The organism is Pseudomonas sp. NPDC089395, from assembly GCF_044749525.1.
Classification (GTDB): Bacteria; Pseudomonadota; Gammaproteobacteria; order Pseudomonadales; family Pseudomonadaceae; genus Aquipseudomonas.
This window is the reverse complement of record NZ_JBIVID010000009.1, coordinates 230,452-246,781: the sequence shown is the minus strand read 5'-3', so window position 1 is coordinate 246,781 and position 16,330 is coordinate 230,452. Positions and strand designations below refer to the sequence as shown.

Genomic DNA, 16,330 nt, shown 5'->3' with positions numbered 1-16,330 from the left:
GCTCGCTGGGTAAAGCTGGTGCCAAACGCTGGCGCGGCGTTCGCCCAACCGTTCGTGGTGTTGCCATGAACCCGGTTGACCACCCACATGGTGGTGGTGAAGGTCGTACCTCCGGTGGTCGTCATCCGGTATCGCCATGGGGCTTCCCAACCAAGGGTGCTAAAACCCGCGGTAATAAGCGTACCGACAACATGATCGTCCGTCGTCGCAAGTAACTAGAGGGATACGACAGTGCCACGTTCTCTGAAAAAAGGTCCTTTTATCGATCTTCACCTGTTGAAGAAGGTCGAAGTGGCGGTGGAGAAGAACGATCGCAAGCCAGTTAAAACCTGGTCGCGTCGCTCGATGATCCTGCCACAAATGGTCGGTCTGACCATCGCGGTTCACAACGGTCGCCAGCATGTCCCAGTTCTCGTGAACGAAGACATGGTCGGCCACAAACTGGGCGAGTTCGCCGGTACCCGCACCTATCGCGGGCACGTGGCTGACAAGAAAGCCAAGCGTTAAGGGGTAAGGAAATGGAAGTAGCCGCTAAGTTGTCGGGCGCTCGCATCTCCGCCCAGAAAGCCCGCTTGGTCGCCGACCAGATCCGCGGGAAGAAGGTGGGCGAAGCGCTCAACCTGTTGGCCTTCAGCAGCAAAAAAGCCGCTGAAATCATGAAGAAAGTCCTCGAGTCGGCCGTTGCCAACGCCGAACACAACGAAGGCGCAGACGTTGATGACCTGAAGGTCTCCACCGTCTTCGTCAACGAAGGGCGTTCGCTGAAGCGCATCATGCCACGTGCCAAAGGCCGTGCTGATCGCATCGTCAAGCGGTCTTGCCATATCACTGTCAAGGTTGCGGACAAGTAACGGAGTCGATCAGATGGGTCAGAAAGTACATCCCACTGGCATTCGCCTGGGAATCGTCAAGGAGCACACCTCCGTCTGGTACGCAGACGGTGCTACTTACGCAGATTACCTGTTGAAGGATCTGAAAACGCGTGAGTACCTCCAAGACAAACTAAAAAGCGCGTCCGTAAGCCGTATCGATATTCATCGTCCGGCTCAAACTGCACGCATCACCATCCACACCGCTCGTCCAGGTATCGTTATCGGGAAGAAAGGTGAGGATGTCGAGAAGCTGCGTCAGGACCTGACCAAGCAGATGGGTGTGCCTGTGCACATCAACATCGAAGAGATCCGCAAGCCGGAACTCGACGCTATGCTGGTTGCGCAGAGCGTAGCTCAGCAGCTGGAACGCCGCGTAATGTTCCGTCGCGCCATGAAGCGCGCCGTGCAGAACGCCATGCGTATTGGTGCCAAGGGCATCAAGATCCAGGTGAGCGGTCGTCTCGGCGGTGCTGAGATTGCTCGTACCGAGTGGTATCGCGAAGGTCGTGTGCCCCTGCACACCCTGCGTGCCGATATCGACTACAACACCTACGAAGCTCACACCACTTACGGTGTGATCGGTGTGAAGGTTTGGATCTTCAAAGGCGAAGTTATTGGTGGTCGCCAAGAAGAACTGAAACCACAAGCACCAGCGCCTCGTAAAAAAGCTGCTAAGTAAGGGGTACGCCAAATGTTGCAACCAAAGCGTACAAAATTCCGCAAGCAGATGACTGGCCACAACCGTGGTCTGGCACTGCGCGGTAGCAAAGTCAGCTTCGGCGAATTCGCCCTGAAAGCTGTTGCTCGCGGTCGCCTCACCGCTCGCCAGATCGAGTCCGCACGTCGTGCGCTGACCCGTCACGTTAAACGTGGCGGTAAGATCTGGATCCGTGTGTTCCCGGACAAGCCGATCTCCAAGAAGCCTCTCGAGGTTCGTATGGGTAAAGGTAAGGGCTCCGTGGAATACTGGGTTGCCCAGATCCAGCCAGGCAAAGTCCTGTACGAGATCGAGGGTGTTTCTGAAGAGCTGGCGCGCGAAGCTTTCGCCCTGGCTGCTGCAAAGCTGCCTCTCGCCACCTCCTTTGTTAAGCGGACGGTGATGTGATGAAAGCGAATGAACTTCGTGAAAAATCTGCACAGCAACTGAATGAGCAATTGCTCGGCTTGCTGCGCGACCAGTTCAATCTGCGTATGCAGAAAGCAACTGGCCAGTTGGGTCAGTCGCACCTGCTCTCGCAAGTTAAGCGTGACATCGCTCGCGTGAAAACTGTGCTCAACCAGCAGGCAGGTAAGTGATCATGGCTGAAGCTGAAAAAACCGTCCGTACGCTGACTGGCCGTGTCGTCAGCGACAAAATGGACAAGACCATCACCGTTCTGATCGAGCGTCGCGTAAAGCACCCGATCTACGGTAAATACGTTAAGCGTTCGACTAAGCTGCACGCGCACGACGAATCCAACCAGTGCAAAATCGGCGACAAGGTTTCCATCCGTGAAACCCGTCCGCTGGCCAAGACCAAGTCCTGGGCACTGGTTGAAGTCCTCGAACGCGCTGTTGAAGTCTAAGGGCTAGGGGTCGGAGAAATTTTATGATTCAGACTCAATCCATGCTCGATGTGGCCGATAACAGCGGCGCTCGTCGCGTCATGTGCATCAAGGTACTCGGCGGTTCGCACCGCCGTTACGCCGGCATCGGTGACATCATCAAAGTAACCGTCAAGGAAGCAATTCCGCGCGGTAAGGTCAAAAAAGGCCAGGTGATGACCGCTGTTGTCGTCCGTACCCGTCACGGTGTACGTCGCGCTGACGGTTCCATCATTCGTTTCGACGGCAACGCTGCTGTTCTGCTGAACACCAAGCAAGAGCCGATCGGCACTCGCATCTTCGGGCCAGTGACCCGTGAACTTCGTACTGAGAAGTTCATGAAGATCGTCTCGCTCGCCCCTGAAGTGCTGTAAGGAGATCCGACATGCAAAAGATTCGTCGTGACGACGAGATCATCGTGATCGCCGGCAAAGACAAAGGTAAGCGCGGTAAGGTGCTGAAGGTTCTCGCTGATGACCGTCTGGTCATCGGTGGTGTGAACCTGGTTAAGCGTCATACCAAGCCTAACCCGATGGCGGGCGTTCAGGGCGGTATCGTCGAAAAAGAAGCGCCTCTGCACGCTTCCAACGTTGCCATCTTCAACGGCGAAACCAACAAGGCTGACCGCGTTGGTTTCAAAGTAGAAGACGGTAAGAAAATTCGTGTCTTCAAGTCGACCCAAAAAGCGGTTGATGCTTGAACACTGCTAGGTAGAAGACCATGGCACGACTGAAAGAGATTTACCGGAACGAAATCGCTCCCAAGCTTAAGGAAGAACTTAAGCTGTCGAACGTGATGGAAGTTCCACGCGTAACCAAGATCACCCTGAACATGGGTCTGGGCGAAGCCATCGGTGACAAGAAAGTCATCGAGCACGCTGTAGCCGACCTGGAAAAGATCACCGGTCAAAAGCCGGTCGTGACTTTCGCTCGTAAATCCATCGCGGGCTTCAAAGTCCGTGAAGGATGGCCGATCGGCGTCAAGGTGACCCTGCGTAGCGACAAGATGTACGAATTCCTGGACCGCCTGCTGGCGATCTCCCTGCCTCGGGTACGCGACTTCCGCGGCCTGAATGCCAAGTCCTTCGATGGCCGTGGCAACTACAGCATGGGCGTGAAAGAGCAGATCATCTTCCCGGAAATCGATTACGACAAGATCGATGCTCTGCGCGGTTTGGACATCACCCTGACCACCACTGCTCGTTCGGACGACGAAGGCCGCGCTCTGCTGCGTGCTTTCAAGTTCCCGTTCCGCAACTGATTGGAGTAGGAAAATGGCCAAGAAGAGCATGAAAAACCGCGAGCTGAAGCGTCAGCTCACGGTAGCCAAGTTCGCTAAAAAGCGCGCTGAGCTGAAAGCGACCATCGTCAACGTGAACGCCTCTCCAGAAGAGCGTTTCGCTGCCGTAGTCGCTCTGCAGAAGCAACCGCGTGACGCTAGCGCTGCGCGCCTGCGCAACCGTTGCCGCCTGACCGGTCGTCCTCACGGTGTATACCGTAAGTTCGGCCTGGGCCGTAACATGCTGCGTCAAGCTGCAATGCGCGGCGACGTACCAGGTCTGGTCAAGGCCTCCTGGTAATCGCTGTCGGTGTGATCCCGACGGAAGGGGAGCAATCTTCCGACCGTCGGTGACCTCACCTAGAAACAAGCCCCTATATGGGGCTTGTTTCGTTTCTGCCTTGTGTCTAGAATGACCGGCTCACCCGAGCCTGGGTTTTTTACCCTGCCCGCTCGGGTGGTTGTGATAGCCGCAAGGCTAATAATTCTTGTATCAGGAGCATCTAGCCCATGAGTATGCAGGACCCGTTAGCGGACATGCTAACTCGCATCCGTAATGCCCAGATGGCTGAAAAGTCCGTCGTAAGCATGCCTTCCTCTACCCTGAAGGTCGCGGTTGCCAAAGTTCTGAAAGACGAAGGTTACATCGCTGGCTACCAGGTTACTGGTGAGGCCAAGCCGTCCCTGTCGATCGAACTCAAGTACTTCGAAGGCCGTCCGGTCATCGAGGAACTGAAGCGTTCCAGCCGTCCTGGCCTGCGCCAGTACAAGTCCGTCACAGATCTGCCGAAAGTTCGTGGCGGCCTGGGCGTGTCTATCGTCTCCACCAACAAAGGTGTGATGACTGACCGCGCTGCGCGCGCTGCCGGTGTCGGCGGCGAAGTTCTGTGCACAGTGTTCTAAGGGGAGATAGGCATGTCTCGCGTCGCTAAGAACCCCGTTAAGCTGCCAGCAGGCGTCGAAGTAAAATTCGCCGGCCAGCAGCTTTCGGTGAAGGGTGCCAAAGGCGCTCTCGAACTGAACGTTCACTCGTCTGTTGAAGTTACCGAAGAGTCCGGCGAACTGCGTTTCGTCGCTCGCAACGGTGATCAGCAAGCTCGCGCCATGGCCGGTACTACCCGTGCTCTGGTCAACAACATGGTCCAAGGCGTAAGCCAAGGCTTCGAGCGCAAGCTCCAGCTGGTCGGTGTTGGTTACAAGGCACAGGCTAAAGGCACCGTCCTGAACCTGGCTCTGGGCTTCTCGCATCCAGTGGACTACGAACTGCCAGCCGGTATCACCGCTGAAACTCCTAGCCAGACCGACATCCTGATCAAGGGTATCGACAAGCAGCTGGTAGGTCAGGTGGCCGCTGAAATCCGCGACTTCCGTCCACCAGAGCCGTACAAAGGCAAGGGTGTGCGTTACGCGGACGAAGTAGTCCGTCGTAAAGAAGCCAAGAAGAAGTAGGGCCTAGCAAATGACCGACAAAAAAGTTACTCGACTGCGTCGCGCTCGCAAAGCACGTCTCAAGATGCACGAACTCGAAGTCGTGCGCCTGTGCGTGTTCCGCTCCTCGCAGCACATCTATGCCCAGGTCATTTCGGCCGACGGCAGCAAGGTTCTGGCAAGCGCCTCGACCTTGGACAAAGACCTGCGTGATGGCGCCACTGGCAACATCGACGCGGCCACTAAGGTTGGCAAGCTGGTAGCTGAGCGCGCGAAAGCCGCCGGTGTATCTCAAGTTGCCTTTGACCGTTCCGGCTTCAAGTACCATGGCCGCGTCAAAGCGCTGGCTGATGCTGCTCGTGAAGGCGGGCTGGAGTTCTAAGTTATGGCAAATAACGATCAAAAGCGCGACGAAGGCTACATCGAGAAGCTGGTTCAAGTTAACCGCGTAGCTAAAACCGTTAAAGGCGGCCGTATCTTCACCTTCACCGCGCTGACCGTGGTTGGTGATGGCAAGGGTCGCGTTGGCTTCGGCCGTGGCAAATCGCGCGAAGTACCTGCCGCGATCCAGAAAGCCATGGAAGCTGCTCGTCGCAACATGATCCAGGTTGACCTGAAGGGCACCACCCTGCAGTACGCCACCAAGGCTGCCCACGGCGCCTCGAAGGTTTACATGCAGCCTGCTTCGGAAGGTACCGGTATCATCGCCGGCGGCGCCATGCGTGCTGTCCTGGAAGTTGCTGGTGTTCAGAACGTCCTGGCCAAGTGCTACGGTTCGACCAACCCAGTGAACGTGGTTTACGCCACCTTCAAGGGTCTGAAAGCCATGCAATCTCCTGAGTCCATTGCTGCCAAGCGCGGCAAGAGCGTTGAGGAGATCTTCTGATCATGGCAACCGTAAAAGTAACGCTGATCAAGAGCGTCTCGGGCCGTATTCCTAACCACAAACTGTGCGTTAAGGGTCTGGGTCTGCGTCGCATCGGTCACACTGTAGAAGTCCAGGATACTCCCGAGAACCGCGGGATGATCAACAAGGCTTACTACATGCTGCGCGTCGAGGGTTAATCGATGAAACTCAATGATCTGAGTCCAGCGCCGGGTTCCCGTCGCGAAAAGCATCGTCCGGGTCGTGGTATCGGTAGCGGTCTGGGTAAGACCGGCGGCCGTGGCCACAAAGGTCAGACCTCCCGTTCGGGTGGTTCGATCGCTCCGGGCTTCGAAGGCGGTCAACAGCCGCTGCACCGTCGTCTGCCGAAATTCGGCTTCGTTTCCCTGAAAGCCATGGACCGCGCCGAAGTGCGTCTGTCCGAGCTGGCCAAGGTGGAAGGCGACGTGATCTCCGTGCAATCCTTGAAGGATGCCAACGTGATCAACCAGAACGTACAGCGTGTGAAAATCATGCTGTCTGGCGAAGTCACTCGCGCAGTCACCATCAAGGGTATCGCAGCCACCAAGGGTGCGCGTGCGGCTATCGAAGCAGCTGGCGGCAAGTTCGAGGAATAAATGGCTAAGCAAGGTGCTCTCTCTTCGCTCGGTAAGGGCGGGATGTCGGAACTCTGGGCTCGTCTGCGCTTTCTGTTCATGGCGATCATCGTCTATCGGATAGGTGCGCATATCCCGGTTCCAGGCATCAATCCGGACCGTCTGGCGGATCTGTTTCGGCAGAATGAGGGGACCATTCTTAGCTTGTTCAACATGTTTTCCGGTGGCGCGCTCGAGCGCATGAGCATCTTTGCACTGGGGATCATGCCGTACATCTCGGCATCGATCATCATGCAGCTGATGACGGCGGTCAGCCCGCAACTGGAGCAGTTGAAGAAGGAAGGTGAAGCTGGCCGTCGCAAGATCAGCCAGTACACCCGCTACGGCACCGTTATCCTGGCACTGGTACAAGCCATTGGCATGTCCATTGGCCTGGCCAACCAGGGCGTGGCGTTTTCTGCGGGCCTGGGCTTCCATGTCGTCGCCGTCTCCACTTTCGTGGCAGGCGCGATGTTCATGATGTGGCTGGGCGAGCAGATCACCGAGCGCGGTGTGGGCAACGGTATCTCGATGTTGATCTTCGCAGGTATCGTTGCCGGTCTTCCGAGAGCAATCGGGCAGTCTTTCGAGTCTGCGCGCACAGGCGATATCAACATTTTCGCCCTGGTCGCTATCGGTTTGCTGGCAGTAGCGATTATCGGTTTCGTGGTGTTCATTGAGCGTGGTCAGCGTCGTATCGCCGTTCACTACGCCAAGCGTCAGCAGGGCCGCAAGGTCTTCGCTGCGCAGACCAGCCACTTGCCGCTGAAGGTGAACATGGCGGGGGTTATCCCGGCCATTTTCGCGAGCAGCATTCTGCTGTTCCCGGCTTCGCTGGGTGCCTGGTTCGGTCAGTCCGAAGGTATGGGCTGGCTGCAGGACATCTCGCAGTCGATCGCTCCTGGTCAGCCGTTGAACATTCTGCTGTTTAGTGCAGGGATCATTTTCTTCTGCTTCTTCTACACAGCGTTGATGTTCAATCCGAAAGACGTAGCGGAAAACCTGAAGAAGTCCGGTGCCTTTATTCCGGGTATCCGTCCTGGTGAGCAGTCGGCGCGCTACATTGATGGCGTTCTGACCCGTTTGACCATGTTCGGTGCTCTTTACATGATGGCCGTCTGCCTTCTGCCCCAGTTCCTGGTGGTAGCAGCAAATGTGCCGTTCTACCTTGGCGGGACCTCGTTGCTGATTGTGGTAGTGGTTGTGATGGACTTCATGTCCCAAGTACAATCGCACCTCGTTTCGCACCAGTACGAATCCCTGATGAAGAAAGCCAACCTGAAAGGCTACGGTGGCAGCGGTCTGCTGCGCTGATACGCCCCTAAGGTTCGAGGAGTCGGTAATGAAAGTTCGTGCATCGGTGAAAAAGCTGTGCCGTAACTGCAAGATCATCCGTCGCGAAGGCGTCGTACGAGTGATCTGCAGCGCGGAACCGCGTCACAAACAGCGCCAAGGCTGAGTGTGATCTGCGCTTCAAACCCAGCAGCTAGTGTGCTGCTGGGTTGATTATTCGTTTCTACAGCGATATTATCTCGCGCCCTATTTCTTGGCTTCCGGGGCGTAGGTAGCTGTCAATTGGAGTCCCACTGAATGGCCCGTATTGCAGGCGTCAACATTCCAGATAACAAGCATACTGTTATCTCGCTGACCTACATCTATGGTGTCGGTCGCACAACTGCACAGAAGATCTGTGCAGACGCTGGTGTCAACCCAGCCGCAAAGATCAAGGATCTGAGCGACGAGCAAATCGAAACCCTGCGTGGCGAAGTCGCGAAGTTCACCACTGAAGGTGACCTGCGTCGTGACATCAACATGAAGATCAAGCGCTTGATGGACCTGGGTTGCTACCGCGGCCTGCGTCATCGTAAAGGTCTGCCGGTTCGCGGTCAGCGCACCAAGACCAACGCACGCACCCGTAAGGGCCCGCGTAAGCCGATCCGCAAGTAACCGCCCAGGAATATAGACATGGCAAAACCTGCTGCTCGTCCTCGTAAGAAAGTCAAAAAGACAGTGGTTGATGGCATCGCCCACATCCATGCGTCTTTCAACAACACCATCGTGACCATCACCGACCGTCAGGGCAATGCTTTGTCCTGGGCGACCTCCGGTGGTTCGGGTTTCCGTGGTTCGCGCAAATCCACCCCGTTCGCAGCCCAGATCGCTGCTGAGCGTGCTGGTCAAGCTGCGCTGGAATACGGTCTGAAGAACCTCGACGTTAACGTCAAGGGTCCAGGTCCAGGTCGTGAGTCCGCCGTTCGTGCTTTGAACAGCTGTGGCTACAAGATCGCCAGCATCACCGACGTGACGCCAATCCCGCATAACGGGTGCCGTCCGCCGAAGAAGCGCCGCGTGTAATCAGGAGACAGAAGAATGGCACGTTACATTGGTCCAAAATGCAAACTGTCTCGTCGTGAAGGCACCGATCTGTTCCTGAAGAGCGGCGTTCGCGCTCTGGAATCGAAGTGCAACATCGAAGCAGCCCCAGGTATCCACGGCCAGCGCCGTGGCCGTCAGTCCGACTACGGTACCCAGCTGCGCGAGAAACAAAAAGTCCGTCGTATCTACGGTGTTCTGGAGCGTCAGTTCCGCGGTTACTACCAAGCTGCTGCCTCGAAAAAAGGCGCAACCGGTGAGAACCTGCTGCAACTGCTCGAGTGCCGTCTGGATAACGTCGTTTACCGTATGGGCTTCGGCTCGACTCGTTCCGAGTCCCGTCAGCTGGTTTCGCACAAAGCGATCAGCGTCAACGGTAAGACTGTAAACATTCCATCCTACCAAGTTCGTCCGGGTGACGTGGTCGCGGTTCGCGAGAAGTCGTCGAACCAGCTGCGCATTGTTCAAGCCCTTGAACTGTGCGCCCAGCGTGGCCGAGTTGAGTGGGTAGACGTAGATGCTGCTAAAAAGTCGGGCGTTTTCAAGAACGTTCCTGCTCGCGGCGACCTGTCTGCCGACATCAACGAAAACCTGATTGTCGAGCTCTACTCCAAGTAAGGGCTAGAAAATAGGTGCATCCATGCAGATTTCGGTAAATGAGTTCCTGACTCCCCGCCATATTGATGTGCAGGTAGTCAGTCCGACCCGCGCCAAGATCACGCTCGAGCCTCTCGAGCGTGGTTTCGGCCATACCCTGGGCAACGCGCTGCGCCGCATCCTGTTGTCCTCCATGCCTGGCTGTGCAGTAGTCGAGGCCGAGATCGATGGCGTACTCCATGAGTACTCCGCGATCGAAGGTGTACAGGAAGATGTCATTGAAATCCTGTTGAACCTGAAAGGCCTGGCTATCAAGCTGCACGGTCGTGACGAAGTTACGCTGACCTTGTCGAAAAAGGGTTCGGGGGTGGTTACCGCTGCCGATATTCAGCTGGATCACGATGTCGAGATCGTCAACCCCGATCACGTAATCGCGAACCTGGCGTCGAATGGCGCCCTGAACATGAAGCTCACTGTAGCTCGTGGTCGCGGTTACGAGCCGGCCGACTCCCGTCAGACCGACGAAGACGAAAGCCGTAGCATTGGCCGTCTGCAGTTGGACGCTTCGTTCAGCCCGGTGCGTCGTATCGCCTATGTGGTCGAAAACGCCCGTGTTGAACAGCGTACCAACTTGGACAAGCTGGTCATTGATCTGGAAACCAACGGCACCCTGGATCCTGAAGAGGCTATCCGCCGCGCTGCGACCATCCTGCAACAGCAGTTGGCCGCGTTCGTCGACCTCAAAGGTGACAGCGAGCCTGTCGTAGTCGAGCAGGAAGACGAGATCGATCCGATCCTGCTGCGTCCGGTTGACGACCTGGAACTGACTGTACGTTCGGCCAACTGCCTCAAGGCGGAGAACATCTACTACATCGGCGACCTGATTCAGCGTACCGAAGTAGAGCTGTTGAAGACTCCTAACCTGGGCAAGAAGTCCCTGACTGAAATCAAGGACGTCCTGGCCTCTCGTGGTCTGTCTCTCGGCATGCGCCTCGACAACTGGCCGCCTGCAAGTCTTAAGAAAGACGACAAGGCGACCGCCTGATCGTCGTAATCACCGAACGTAGTGTTTGGTAAGGAATGAATCATGCGTCATCGTAAAAGTGGACGTCACCTGAGCCGTACCAGCTCTCACCGCAAGGCTATGTTCCAGAACATGGCAGTGTCGTTGATCGAGCACGAGCTGATCAAAACCACCCTGCCGAAAGCCAAGGAACTGCGCCGCGTTGCCGAGCCGCTGATCACCCTGGCCAAGGAAGACAGCGTTGCTAACCGTCGTCTGGCCTTCGACCGTACCCGTTCGAAGTCCGCTGTTGGCAAACTGTTCAACGACCTGGGCAAGCGTTACGCCACCCGTCAGGGCGGCTACCTGCGCATCCTGAAGTGCGGTTTCCGCGCTGGCGACAACGCGCCTATGGCGTACGTCGAGCTGGTTGATCGTCCGGTCGGCGGTGCTGTAGAAGCTGCTGAGTAAGACGTTCTGTCTGCTACAAAGAACCGGGCCTAGTGCCCGGTTTTTTGTGCCTGCACGTATTGTTTGTTTCTATTGATGTGAATCAATCAATGAATTTGTCCTTCTAACTTACCTGCTCAATACTCTCCTTCAAGCCGTTTAGCCCGGCGCTTGAAGACCGTTAAGGAGAGCCCATGAGCAAGATACTCACCACCGCCAGCGGTGCACCTGTAGCTGACAACCAGAATTCCCGTTCTGCCGGCCCGCGCGGCCCGTTGCTGCTCGACGACTTCCACCTGATCGAGAAGCTCGCCCACTTCAACCGTGAGAACATCCCTGAGCGACGCGTTCACGCCAAGGGGTCGGGTGCCTACGGCACATTCACTGTCACCCGCGACATTACCGGCTACACCAGTGCCAAGCTTTTCGCACAGGTTGGCAAGCAGACCGAGACCTTCCTGCGTTTCTCCACGGTTGGTGGCGAACGCGGTTCGGCAGACACCGAGCGCGACCCGCGTGGTTTTGCAGTGAAGTTCTACACCGAGGAAGGCAACTGGGACATCGTCGGTAACAACACGCCGGTGTTTTTCATCCGTGACCCGCTCAAGTTCCCGGACTTTATCCACACCCAGAAGCGTCACCCGCAAAGCAACTTGAAGAATGCCCAGATGATGTGGGATTTCTGGTCGCACTCTCCCGAGGCATTGCACCAGGTCACCATCCTGTTCTCCGACCGGGGTATCCCGGATGGTTACCGCCACATGCACGGCTTCGGCAGCCACACCTACAGCCTGATCAATGCGCAAGGCGAGCGCACCTGGGTGAAGTGGCACTTCAAGACTCAACAGGGCATCAAGAATCTGGCTCCAGCAGAGGCGGCGCGCCTTGCTGGCAGTGACCCGGACTACGCCCAGCGTGACCTGTTCGAGGCCATCGAGCGCAGTGATTTTCCACGTTGGTCCGTCTGCATCCAGGTGATGAGTGAAGCCGAGGCAGCCAGCCGCGACGAAAACCCGTTCGACGTGACCAAGACATGGTCGCAAAAGGACTATCCACTGATCGAAGTGGGCGTGCTGGAGCTCAACCGCAACCCGCTCAACTACTTCGCCGAAGTCGAGCAAGCCGCATTTGGCCCGAGCAACATGGTGCCCGGTGTAGGCCTGTCACCCGACCGCATGCTGCAAGGCCGCGTATTCGCCTATGCAGATGCGCATCGCTACCGGGTGGGCACCAACCACCAGCAGTTGCCCGTCAACGCCCCGCGTTGCCCGGTAAACAGCTACCAGCGTGACGGTTCGATGGCCACCGGCAGCTATGGCAACGCGCCGAACTACGAGCCCAACAGCTACACCGATGCACCGAAACAGTCGCCTCGCCACGCCGAGCCAGCGTTGGCCCTCAATGGTTCGGCCGACCGTTATGACCACCGCGAGGACGATGATTACTACAGCCATGCCGGCGCGCTGTTCCGCCTGATGAGTGATGAACAGAAAGCCCTGCTGATCAACAACATCGCCGGTGCCATGGCAGGCGTCAGCGAAGACGTGATTCAGCGGCAGTTGCAGTACTTCTTCAAGGCGGACCCAGCCTACGGGGAAGGTATCGCCAAATCCCTCGGGCTGAATCTCGCCTAACTCGAAGTGATAAGAAGAACCGCCCTCATTTGGGCGGTTTTTCAATGAATATCACTACTGTTTAACCGATTTTTTGCTTCTAATTGCGCGTTTTTCAGTGACCGAGACGAAAAGCTGGTTCACACTATGTGGTATTCAAGTTTCAACACGGAGAAGCAGGGCGATGCAAGGTCACCCGGACGTAATCAACTACCTCGTCACGTTGCTGAAGGGCGAACTGGCAGCACGCGACCAGTACTTCATTCACTCGCGCATGTACGAAGACTGGGGCCTGTCCAAGCTCTACGAGCGTATCAACCACGAGATGGAAGAAGAAACGCAGCACGCCGATGCGCTGATGCGCCGTATCCTCATGCTCGAAGGTACACCGGACATGCGCGCCGATGACCTGGAAGTGGGCAGCACCGTGCCGGAAATGATCGAGGCCGACCTCAAGCTCGAGTACAAGGTGCGCGCCGCGCTGTGCAAAGGCATTGAACTGTGCGAACTGCACAAGGACTACATCAGCCGCGACATCCTGCGCGCGCAGTTGGCCGATACCGAAGAAGATCACACCTACTGGCTGGAGAAGCAGCAGGGCCTGATCAAGGTCATCGGCCTGGAGAACTACCTGCAGTCGCAGATGTAAGTTATCCACAGGCCACAAAAAAGCCCCTGGCACCCACGGTACCAGGGGCTTTTTTCATCCACAGGCCAGTCAGGCCCGGTCACGCTCCAGCAACGGCTTGAGGTAATGGCCGGTGTAGGACTGTTTCATCTTGGTCAGTTCTTCCGGGGTGCCGCAGGCAATGATCTGCCCACCTTTGGAGCCACCTTCCGGCCCCAGGTCCACCAGCCAGTCGGCCGTCTTGATCACGTCCAGATTGTGCTCGATCACCACCACGGTGTTGCCGTGGTCGCGCAGACGGTGCAGCACATCGAGCAGTTGCTGGATATCGGCGAAGTGCAGCCCGGTGGTCGGTTCGTCGAGGATGTACAGCGTCTTGCCGGTATCGCGCTTGGACAGCTCCCGCGAAAGCTTGACCCGCTGCGCTTCGCCACCGGACAAAGTGGTCGCCGACTGCCCCAGCTTGATGTACGAAAGACCTACATCCATCAGGGTCTGCAGCTTGCGCGCCAGGGCCGGTACCGCGTCGAAGAACCCGCGGGCATCCTCGATGGTCATTTCCAGCACCTCGTGGATGTTCTTGCCCTTGTACTTGATCTCCAAGGTTTCACGGTTGTAGCGCTTGCTCTTGCACACGTCGCACGGCACGTAGATGTCCGGCAGGAAGTGCATCTCAACCTTGATCAGGCCGTCGCCCTGGCAGGCCTCGCAGCGCCCGCCCTTGACGTTGAACGAGAAGCGACCCGGGCCATAACCGCGCGAGCGCGATTCCGGCACGCCGGAGAACAGTTCGCGGATCGGGGTGAAGATGCCGGTGTAGGTCGCCGGGTTCGAGCGCGGTGTGCGGCCGATCGGGCTCTGGTCGATATCGACCACCTTGTCCAGATGCTGCAGGCCGTCCATGCTGCTGTGCGCGGCGGCTTCCAGGGTGCTTGCGCCGTTGAGCGCAGTGGCTGCCAGCGGGAACAGGGTGTTGTTGATCAGCGTCGACTTGCCCGAGCCGGACACACCGGTCACGCAGGTCAGCAGGCCGATCGGAATCTCCAGATCGACGTTCTGCAAGTTGTTGCCACGGGCGCCCTTGAGCTTGAGCTGCAGCTTCTTGTCGCGCGGGGTGCGCTTGGCCGGCACGACGATCTTCTTGCGCCCCGACAGGTACTTGCCGGTCAGCGAGTCAGGGTGGTCCATGACCTCCTGCGGCGTGCCCTCGGCCACGATCTGGCCACCATGCACACCCGCACCCGGGCCGATGTCCACGACGTAGTCGGCCAGGCGAATGGCATCCTCGTCGTGCTCGACCACGATCACCGTGTTGCCCAGGTCGCGCAGGTGGTTAAGGGTGGCCAGCAAGCGGTCGTTGTCCCGTTGATGAAGGCCGATGGACGGTTCATCGAGGATGTACATGACCCCCACCAGGCCGGCGCCGATCTGGCTGGCCAGGCGGATACGCTGGGCTTCGCCGCCCGACAGGGTATCGGCGCTGCGGTCGAGGGTGAGGTAGTCGAGGCCGACATTGACCAGGAACTGCAAGCGCTCGCAGATTTCCTTGAGGATCTTTGCGGCGATTTCGCCACGGCGACCGGTCAGTGTCAGCGCGCCAAAATAGTTGCTGGCCTCGCCGATGGGCAGGTTGGTGACCGCCGGCAGGGTCTTTTCGCCCACCCACACATGCCGCGCCTCACGGCGCAGGCGGGTGCCGCGGCAGTCGGGGCAGGGTTGGGTGCCGAGGAACTTCGCCAGCTCTTCGCGCACGGTGGCGGACTCGGTCTCGCGGTAGCGGCGCTCAAGGTTCGGCACGATCCCTTCGAACGGGTGCGAGCGTTTGACGATGTCGCCCCGGTCGTTGAGGTACTTGAAGTCGACCGTCTGCTTGCCGCTGCCTTGCAAAATCACCTTCTGGTGCTCGGCCGACAGTTCGCCGAATGGCTCCTCAAGGCTGAAGCCGTAGTGCGCGGCGAGCGATCCGAGCATCTGGAAGTAATAGACGTTGCGCCTGTCCCAGCCACGGATCGCACCCTCGGCCAAGGTCAGCTCACTGTTGACCAGGCGCTTGGTGTCGAAGAACTGCTTCACGCCCAGGCCGTCACAGGTGGGGCAGGCGCCAGCCGGGTTGTTGAAGGAGAACAGCTTGGGTTCCAGCTCGCTGATGGCATGGCCGCAGATCGGGCAAGCGAAGCGTGCGGAGAAAATCGTCTCTTCGCCTTCTTCGTCGTCCATCGGTGCCACCAGGGCAATACCGTCGGCCAGCTTGAGCGCGGTTTCGAACGATTCGGCTAGGCGCTGCTGCAGATCTGCGCGCACCTTGAAGCGGTCCACCACCACGTCGATGCTGTGCTTTTTCTGCTTGTCCAGCTTGGGCAGTTCGTCGAGCTCATAGAGCTTGCCGTTGACCCGCGCCCGCACGAAGCCCTGGGCACGCAGCTCGTCGAACACGGCCAGGTGCTCACCCTTGCGCTCGCGGATTACCGGCGCCAGCAACATCAGCTTGCTGCCTTCCGGGCGCTCCAGCACCAGGTCGACCATCTGGCTGATCGTTTGCGCCTCCAGCGCAATGTCATGGTCCGGGCAGCGTGGGGTGCCTACGCGCGCATAGAGCAAGCGCAGGTAGTCGTAGATCTCGGTGATGGTGCCAACCGTCGAACGCGGGTTGTGCGAGGTCGACTTCTGCTCGATGGAAATGGCCGGCGACAAGCCTTCGATAGTGTCGACGTCAGGCTTTTCCATCATCGACAGAAATTGCCGGGCATAGGCCGACAGCGACTCCACATAGCGGCGCTGGCCTTCGGCGTACAGTGTGTCGAAGGCAAGCGACGACTTGCCGGACCCGGACAGGCCGGTGATCACGATCAGCTTGTCGCGTGGCAGGGTCAGGTCGATGTTCTTAAGGTTGTGGGTACGCGCCCCACGAATCAGGATCTTGTCCACTGCGGCCTCGCTTGGCGGGCATAAACAAGGAAGTATACGGCGCCCTGCCAGTACGCGGC

The 16,330-nt window shown here is 57.9% G+C and carries 26 protein-coding genes and 1 pseudogene; 26 read left to right on the top strand and 1 reads right to left on the bottom strand.

Annotated features, from left to right (window positions below):
• The 26 genes and pseudogenes from ACIPZG_RS20320 to bfr form a co-directional block, all read left to right on the top strand.
• Positions 1–215: pseudogene (locus ACIPZG_RS20320) on the top strand (50S ribosomal protein L2); the annotation flags it as partial.
• 16 nt (positions 216–231) lie between these two features.
• Positions 232–507, top strand: a complete 276-nt coding sequence (gene rpsS / locus ACIPZG_RS20315; protein WP_003255482.1) for a 30S ribosomal protein S19 — start codon at positions 232–234, stop codon at positions 505–507.
• An 11-nt stretch (positions 508–518) separates the two neighbouring features.
• Positions 519–851 carry a 50S ribosomal protein L22 gene (gene rplV, locus ACIPZG_RS20310; protein ID WP_003103908.1) on the top strand — a complete coding sequence of 111 codons (333 nt, stop codon included), beginning with the start codon at positions 519–521 and terminating at the stop codon, positions 849–851.
• A gap of 13 nt (positions 852–864) precedes the next feature.
• Entirely contained in the window at positions 865–1,551 is a 687-nt protein-coding gene (gene rpsC, locus ACIPZG_RS20305; RefSeq protein ID WP_003255481.1) for a 30S ribosomal protein S3, read from the top strand.
• 12 nt (positions 1,552–1,563) lie between these two features.
• Positions 1,564–1,977, top strand: coding sequence for a 50S ribosomal protein L16 (gene rplP, locus ACIPZG_RS20300; protein WP_003255479.1), 414 nt, complete (start codon positions 1,564–1,566; stop codon positions 1,975–1,977).
• Positions 1,977–2,168, top strand: coding sequence for a 50S ribosomal protein L29 (gene rpmC, locus ACIPZG_RS20295; RefSeq protein ID WP_002555481.1), 192 nt, complete (start codon positions 1,977–1,979; stop codon positions 2,166–2,168). The genes rplP and rpmC overlap by 1 nt, the downstream gene beginning before the upstream one ends.
• 2 nt (positions 2,169–2,170) lie before the next feature.
• On the top strand, positions 2,171–2,437 hold the full coding sequence (gene rpsQ, locus ACIPZG_RS20290) for a 30S ribosomal protein S17 (RefSeq protein ID WP_008089812.1): 267 nt from the start codon (positions 2,171–2,173) through the stop codon (positions 2,435–2,437).
• A gap of 23 nt (positions 2,438–2,460) precedes the next feature.
• On the top strand, positions 2,461–2,829 hold the full coding sequence (gene rplN / locus ACIPZG_RS20285; RefSeq protein ID WP_008089810.1) for a 50S ribosomal protein L14: 369 nt from the start codon (positions 2,461–2,463) through the stop codon (positions 2,827–2,829).
• 11 nt (positions 2,830–2,840) lie between these two features.
• Positions 2,841–3,155: a 50S ribosomal protein L24 gene (rplX, locus tag ACIPZG_RS20280; protein ID WP_003255476.1), complete on the top strand. Its 315-nt coding sequence runs from the start codon at positions 2,841–2,843 to the stop codon at positions 3,153–3,155.
• A gap of 20 nt (positions 3,156–3,175) precedes the next feature.
• Positions 3,176–3,715, top strand: coding sequence for a 50S ribosomal protein L5 (gene rplE, locus ACIPZG_RS20275; RefSeq protein WP_003255474.1), 540 nt, complete (start codon positions 3,176–3,178; stop codon positions 3,713–3,715).
• A gap of 13 nt (positions 3,716–3,728) precedes the next feature.
• Positions 3,729–4,034, top strand: coding sequence for a 30S ribosomal protein S14 (rpsN, locus tag ACIPZG_RS20270; RefSeq protein ID WP_008089807.1), 306 nt, complete (start codon positions 3,729–3,731; stop codon positions 4,032–4,034).
• A 209-nt stretch (positions 4,035–4,243) separates the two neighbouring features.
• Positions 4,244–4,636, top strand: coding sequence for a 30S ribosomal protein S8 (rpsH, locus tag ACIPZG_RS20265; protein WP_008089805.1), 393 nt, complete (start codon positions 4,244–4,246; stop codon positions 4,634–4,636).
• Positions 4,637–4,648: 12 nt separating this feature from the next.
• On the top strand, positions 4,649–5,182 hold the full coding sequence (gene rplF, locus ACIPZG_RS20260; protein WP_008089803.1) for a 50S ribosomal protein L6: 534 nt from the start codon (positions 4,649–4,651) through the stop codon (positions 5,180–5,182).
• 10 nt (positions 5,183–5,192) lie between these two features.
• On the top strand, positions 5,193–5,543 hold the full coding sequence (gene rplR, locus ACIPZG_RS20255; RefSeq protein WP_008089801.1) for a 50S ribosomal protein L18: 351 nt from the start codon (positions 5,193–5,195) through the stop codon (positions 5,541–5,543).
• Between the two features lie 3 nt (positions 5,544–5,546).
• Positions 5,547–6,047, top strand: coding sequence for a 30S ribosomal protein S5 (gene rpsE, locus ACIPZG_RS20250; protein ID WP_003255465.1), 501 nt, complete (start codon positions 5,547–5,549; stop codon positions 6,045–6,047).
• A 2-nt stretch (positions 6,048–6,049) separates the two neighbouring features.
• Entirely contained in the window at positions 6,050–6,226 is a 177-nt protein-coding gene (rpmD, locus tag ACIPZG_RS20245) for a 50S ribosomal protein L30 (protein WP_008089798.1), read from the top strand.
• Positions 6,227–6,229: 3 nt separating this feature from the next.
• Positions 6,230–6,664 (top strand): 50S ribosomal protein L15, encoded by a 435-nt coding sequence (rplO, locus tag ACIPZG_RS20240; RefSeq protein ID WP_008089796.1) that lies wholly within the window; start codon positions 6,230–6,232, stop codon positions 6,662–6,664.
• Positions 6,665–7,996: a preprotein translocase subunit SecY gene (gene secY, locus ACIPZG_RS20235; RefSeq protein WP_003255459.1), complete on the top strand. Its 1,332-nt coding sequence runs from the start codon at positions 6,665–6,667 to the stop codon at positions 7,994–7,996.
• A 28-nt stretch (positions 7,997–8,024) separates the two neighbouring features.
• Entirely contained in the window at positions 8,025–8,141 is a 117-nt protein-coding gene (gene rpmJ / locus ACIPZG_RS20230; protein ID WP_002555468.1) for a 50S ribosomal protein L36, read from the top strand.
• A 131-nt stretch (positions 8,142–8,272) separates the two neighbouring features.
• On the top strand, positions 8,273–8,629 hold the full coding sequence (gene rpsM / locus ACIPZG_RS20225) for a 30S ribosomal protein S13 (RefSeq protein ID WP_003255457.1): 357 nt from the start codon (positions 8,273–8,275) through the stop codon (positions 8,627–8,629).
• Between the two features lie 18 nt (positions 8,630–8,647).
• Positions 8,648–9,037, top strand: coding sequence for a 30S ribosomal protein S11 (rpsK, locus tag ACIPZG_RS20220; protein ID WP_003255454.1), 390 nt, complete (start codon positions 8,648–8,650; stop codon positions 9,035–9,037).
• Between the two features lie 15 nt (positions 9,038–9,052).
• Positions 9,053–9,673, top strand: a complete 621-nt coding sequence (gene rpsD / locus ACIPZG_RS20215; RefSeq protein ID WP_008089778.1) for a 30S ribosomal protein S4 — start codon at positions 9,053–9,055, stop codon at positions 9,671–9,673.
• A gap of 22 nt (positions 9,674–9,695) precedes the next feature.
• Entirely contained in the window at positions 9,696–10,697 is a 1,002-nt protein-coding gene (locus ACIPZG_RS20210) for a DNA-directed RNA polymerase subunit alpha (protein ID WP_003255452.1), read from the top strand.
• Positions 10,698–10,739: 42 nt separating this feature from the next.
• Positions 10,740–11,126 (top strand): 50S ribosomal protein L17, encoded by a 387-nt coding sequence (gene rplQ, locus ACIPZG_RS20205; protein WP_003255451.1) that lies wholly within the window; start codon positions 10,740–10,742, stop codon positions 11,124–11,126.
• A gap of 173 nt (positions 11,127–11,299) precedes the next feature.
• Positions 11,300–12,739, top strand: a complete 1,440-nt coding sequence (locus ACIPZG_RS20200; protein WP_400716389.1) for a catalase — start codon at positions 11,300–11,302, stop codon at positions 12,737–12,739.
• Positions 12,740–12,902: 163 nt separating this feature from the next.
• Entirely contained in the window at positions 12,903–13,367 is a 465-nt protein-coding gene (bfr, locus tag ACIPZG_RS20195) for a bacterioferritin (protein WP_008089766.1), read from the top strand.
• 69 nt (positions 13,368–13,436) lie between these two features.
• Here bfr and uvrA read toward each other — a convergent pair whose 3' ends face one another.
• Entirely contained in the window at positions 13,437–16,271 is a 2,835-nt protein-coding gene (gene uvrA, locus ACIPZG_RS20190) for an excinuclease ABC subunit UvrA (RefSeq protein ID WP_400716387.1), read from the bottom strand.
• Between the last annotated feature and the right edge of the window lie 59 nt (positions 16,272–16,330).

Bases quoted from the DNA above. Each gene is read 5' to 3' on its own strand.
- rplV (WP_003103908.1), top strand. From the start codon at position 519: ATGGAAGTAGCCGCTAAGTTGTCGGGCGCTCGCATCTCCGCCCAGAAA.
- rpsC (WP_003255481.1), top strand. From the start codon at position 865: ATGGGTCAGAAAGTACATCCCACTGGCATTCGCCTGGGAATCGTCAAG.
- rplP (WP_003255479.1), top strand. From the start codon at position 1,564: ATGTTGCAACCAAAGCGTACAAAATTCCGCAAGCAGATGACTGGCCAC.
- rpmC (WP_002555481.1), top strand. From the start codon at position 1,977: ATGAAAGCGAATGAACTTCGTGAAAAATCTGCACAGCAACTGAATGAG.
- rpsQ (WP_008089812.1), top strand. From the start codon at position 2,171: ATGGCTGAAGCTGAAAAAACCGTCCGTACGCTGACTGGCCGTGTCGTC.
- rplN (WP_008089810.1), top strand. From the start codon at position 2,461: ATGATTCAGACTCAATCCATGCTCGATGTGGCCGATAACAGCGGCGCT.
- rplX (WP_003255476.1), top strand. From the start codon at position 2,841: ATGCAAAAGATTCGTCGTGACGACGAGATCATCGTGATCGCCGGCAAA.
- rplE (WP_003255474.1), top strand. From the start codon at position 3,176: ATGGCACGACTGAAAGAGATTTACCGGAACGAAATCGCTCCCAAGCTT.
- rpsN (WP_008089807.1), top strand. From the start codon at position 3,729: ATGGCCAAGAAGAGCATGAAAAACCGCGAGCTGAAGCGTCAGCTCACG.
- rpsH (WP_008089805.1), top strand. From the start codon at position 4,244: ATGAGTATGCAGGACCCGTTAGCGGACATGCTAACTCGCATCCGTAAT.
- rplF (WP_008089803.1), top strand. From the start codon at position 4,649: ATGTCTCGCGTCGCTAAGAACCCCGTTAAGCTGCCAGCAGGCGTCGAA.
- rplR (WP_008089801.1), top strand. From the start codon at position 5,193: ATGACCGACAAAAAAGTTACTCGACTGCGTCGCGCTCGCAAAGCACGT.
- rpsE (WP_003255465.1), top strand. From the start codon at position 5,547: ATGGCAAATAACGATCAAAAGCGCGACGAAGGCTACATCGAGAAGCTG.
- rpmD (WP_008089798.1), top strand. From the start codon at position 6,050: ATGGCAACCGTAAAAGTAACGCTGATCAAGAGCGTCTCGGGCCGTATT.
- rplO (WP_008089796.1), top strand. From the start codon at position 6,230: ATGAAACTCAATGATCTGAGTCCAGCGCCGGGTTCCCGTCGCGAAAAG.
- secY (WP_003255459.1), top strand. From the start codon at position 6,665: ATGGCTAAGCAAGGTGCTCTCTCTTCGCTCGGTAAGGGCGGGATGTCG.
- rpmJ (WP_002555468.1), top strand. From the start codon at position 8,025: ATGAAAGTTCGTGCATCGGTGAAAAAGCTGTGCCGTAACTGCAAGATC.
- rpsM (WP_003255457.1), top strand. From the start codon at position 8,273: ATGGCCCGTATTGCAGGCGTCAACATTCCAGATAACAAGCATACTGTT.
- rpsK (WP_003255454.1), top strand. From the start codon at position 8,648: ATGGCAAAACCTGCTGCTCGTCCTCGTAAGAAAGTCAAAAAGACAGTG.
- rpsD (WP_008089778.1), top strand. From the start codon at position 9,053: ATGGCACGTTACATTGGTCCAAAATGCAAACTGTCTCGTCGTGAAGGC.
- ACIPZG_RS20210 (WP_003255452.1), top strand. From the start codon at position 9,696: ATGCAGATTTCGGTAAATGAGTTCCTGACTCCCCGCCATATTGATGTG.
- rplQ (WP_003255451.1), top strand. From the start codon at position 10,740: ATGCGTCATCGTAAAAGTGGACGTCACCTGAGCCGTACCAGCTCTCAC.
- ACIPZG_RS20200 (WP_400716389.1), top strand. From the start codon at position 11,300: ATGAGCAAGATACTCACCACCGCCAGCGGTGCACCTGTAGCTGACAAC.
- bfr (WP_008089766.1), top strand. From the start codon at position 12,903: ATGCAAGGTCACCCGGACGTAATCAACTACCTCGTCACGTTGCTGAAG.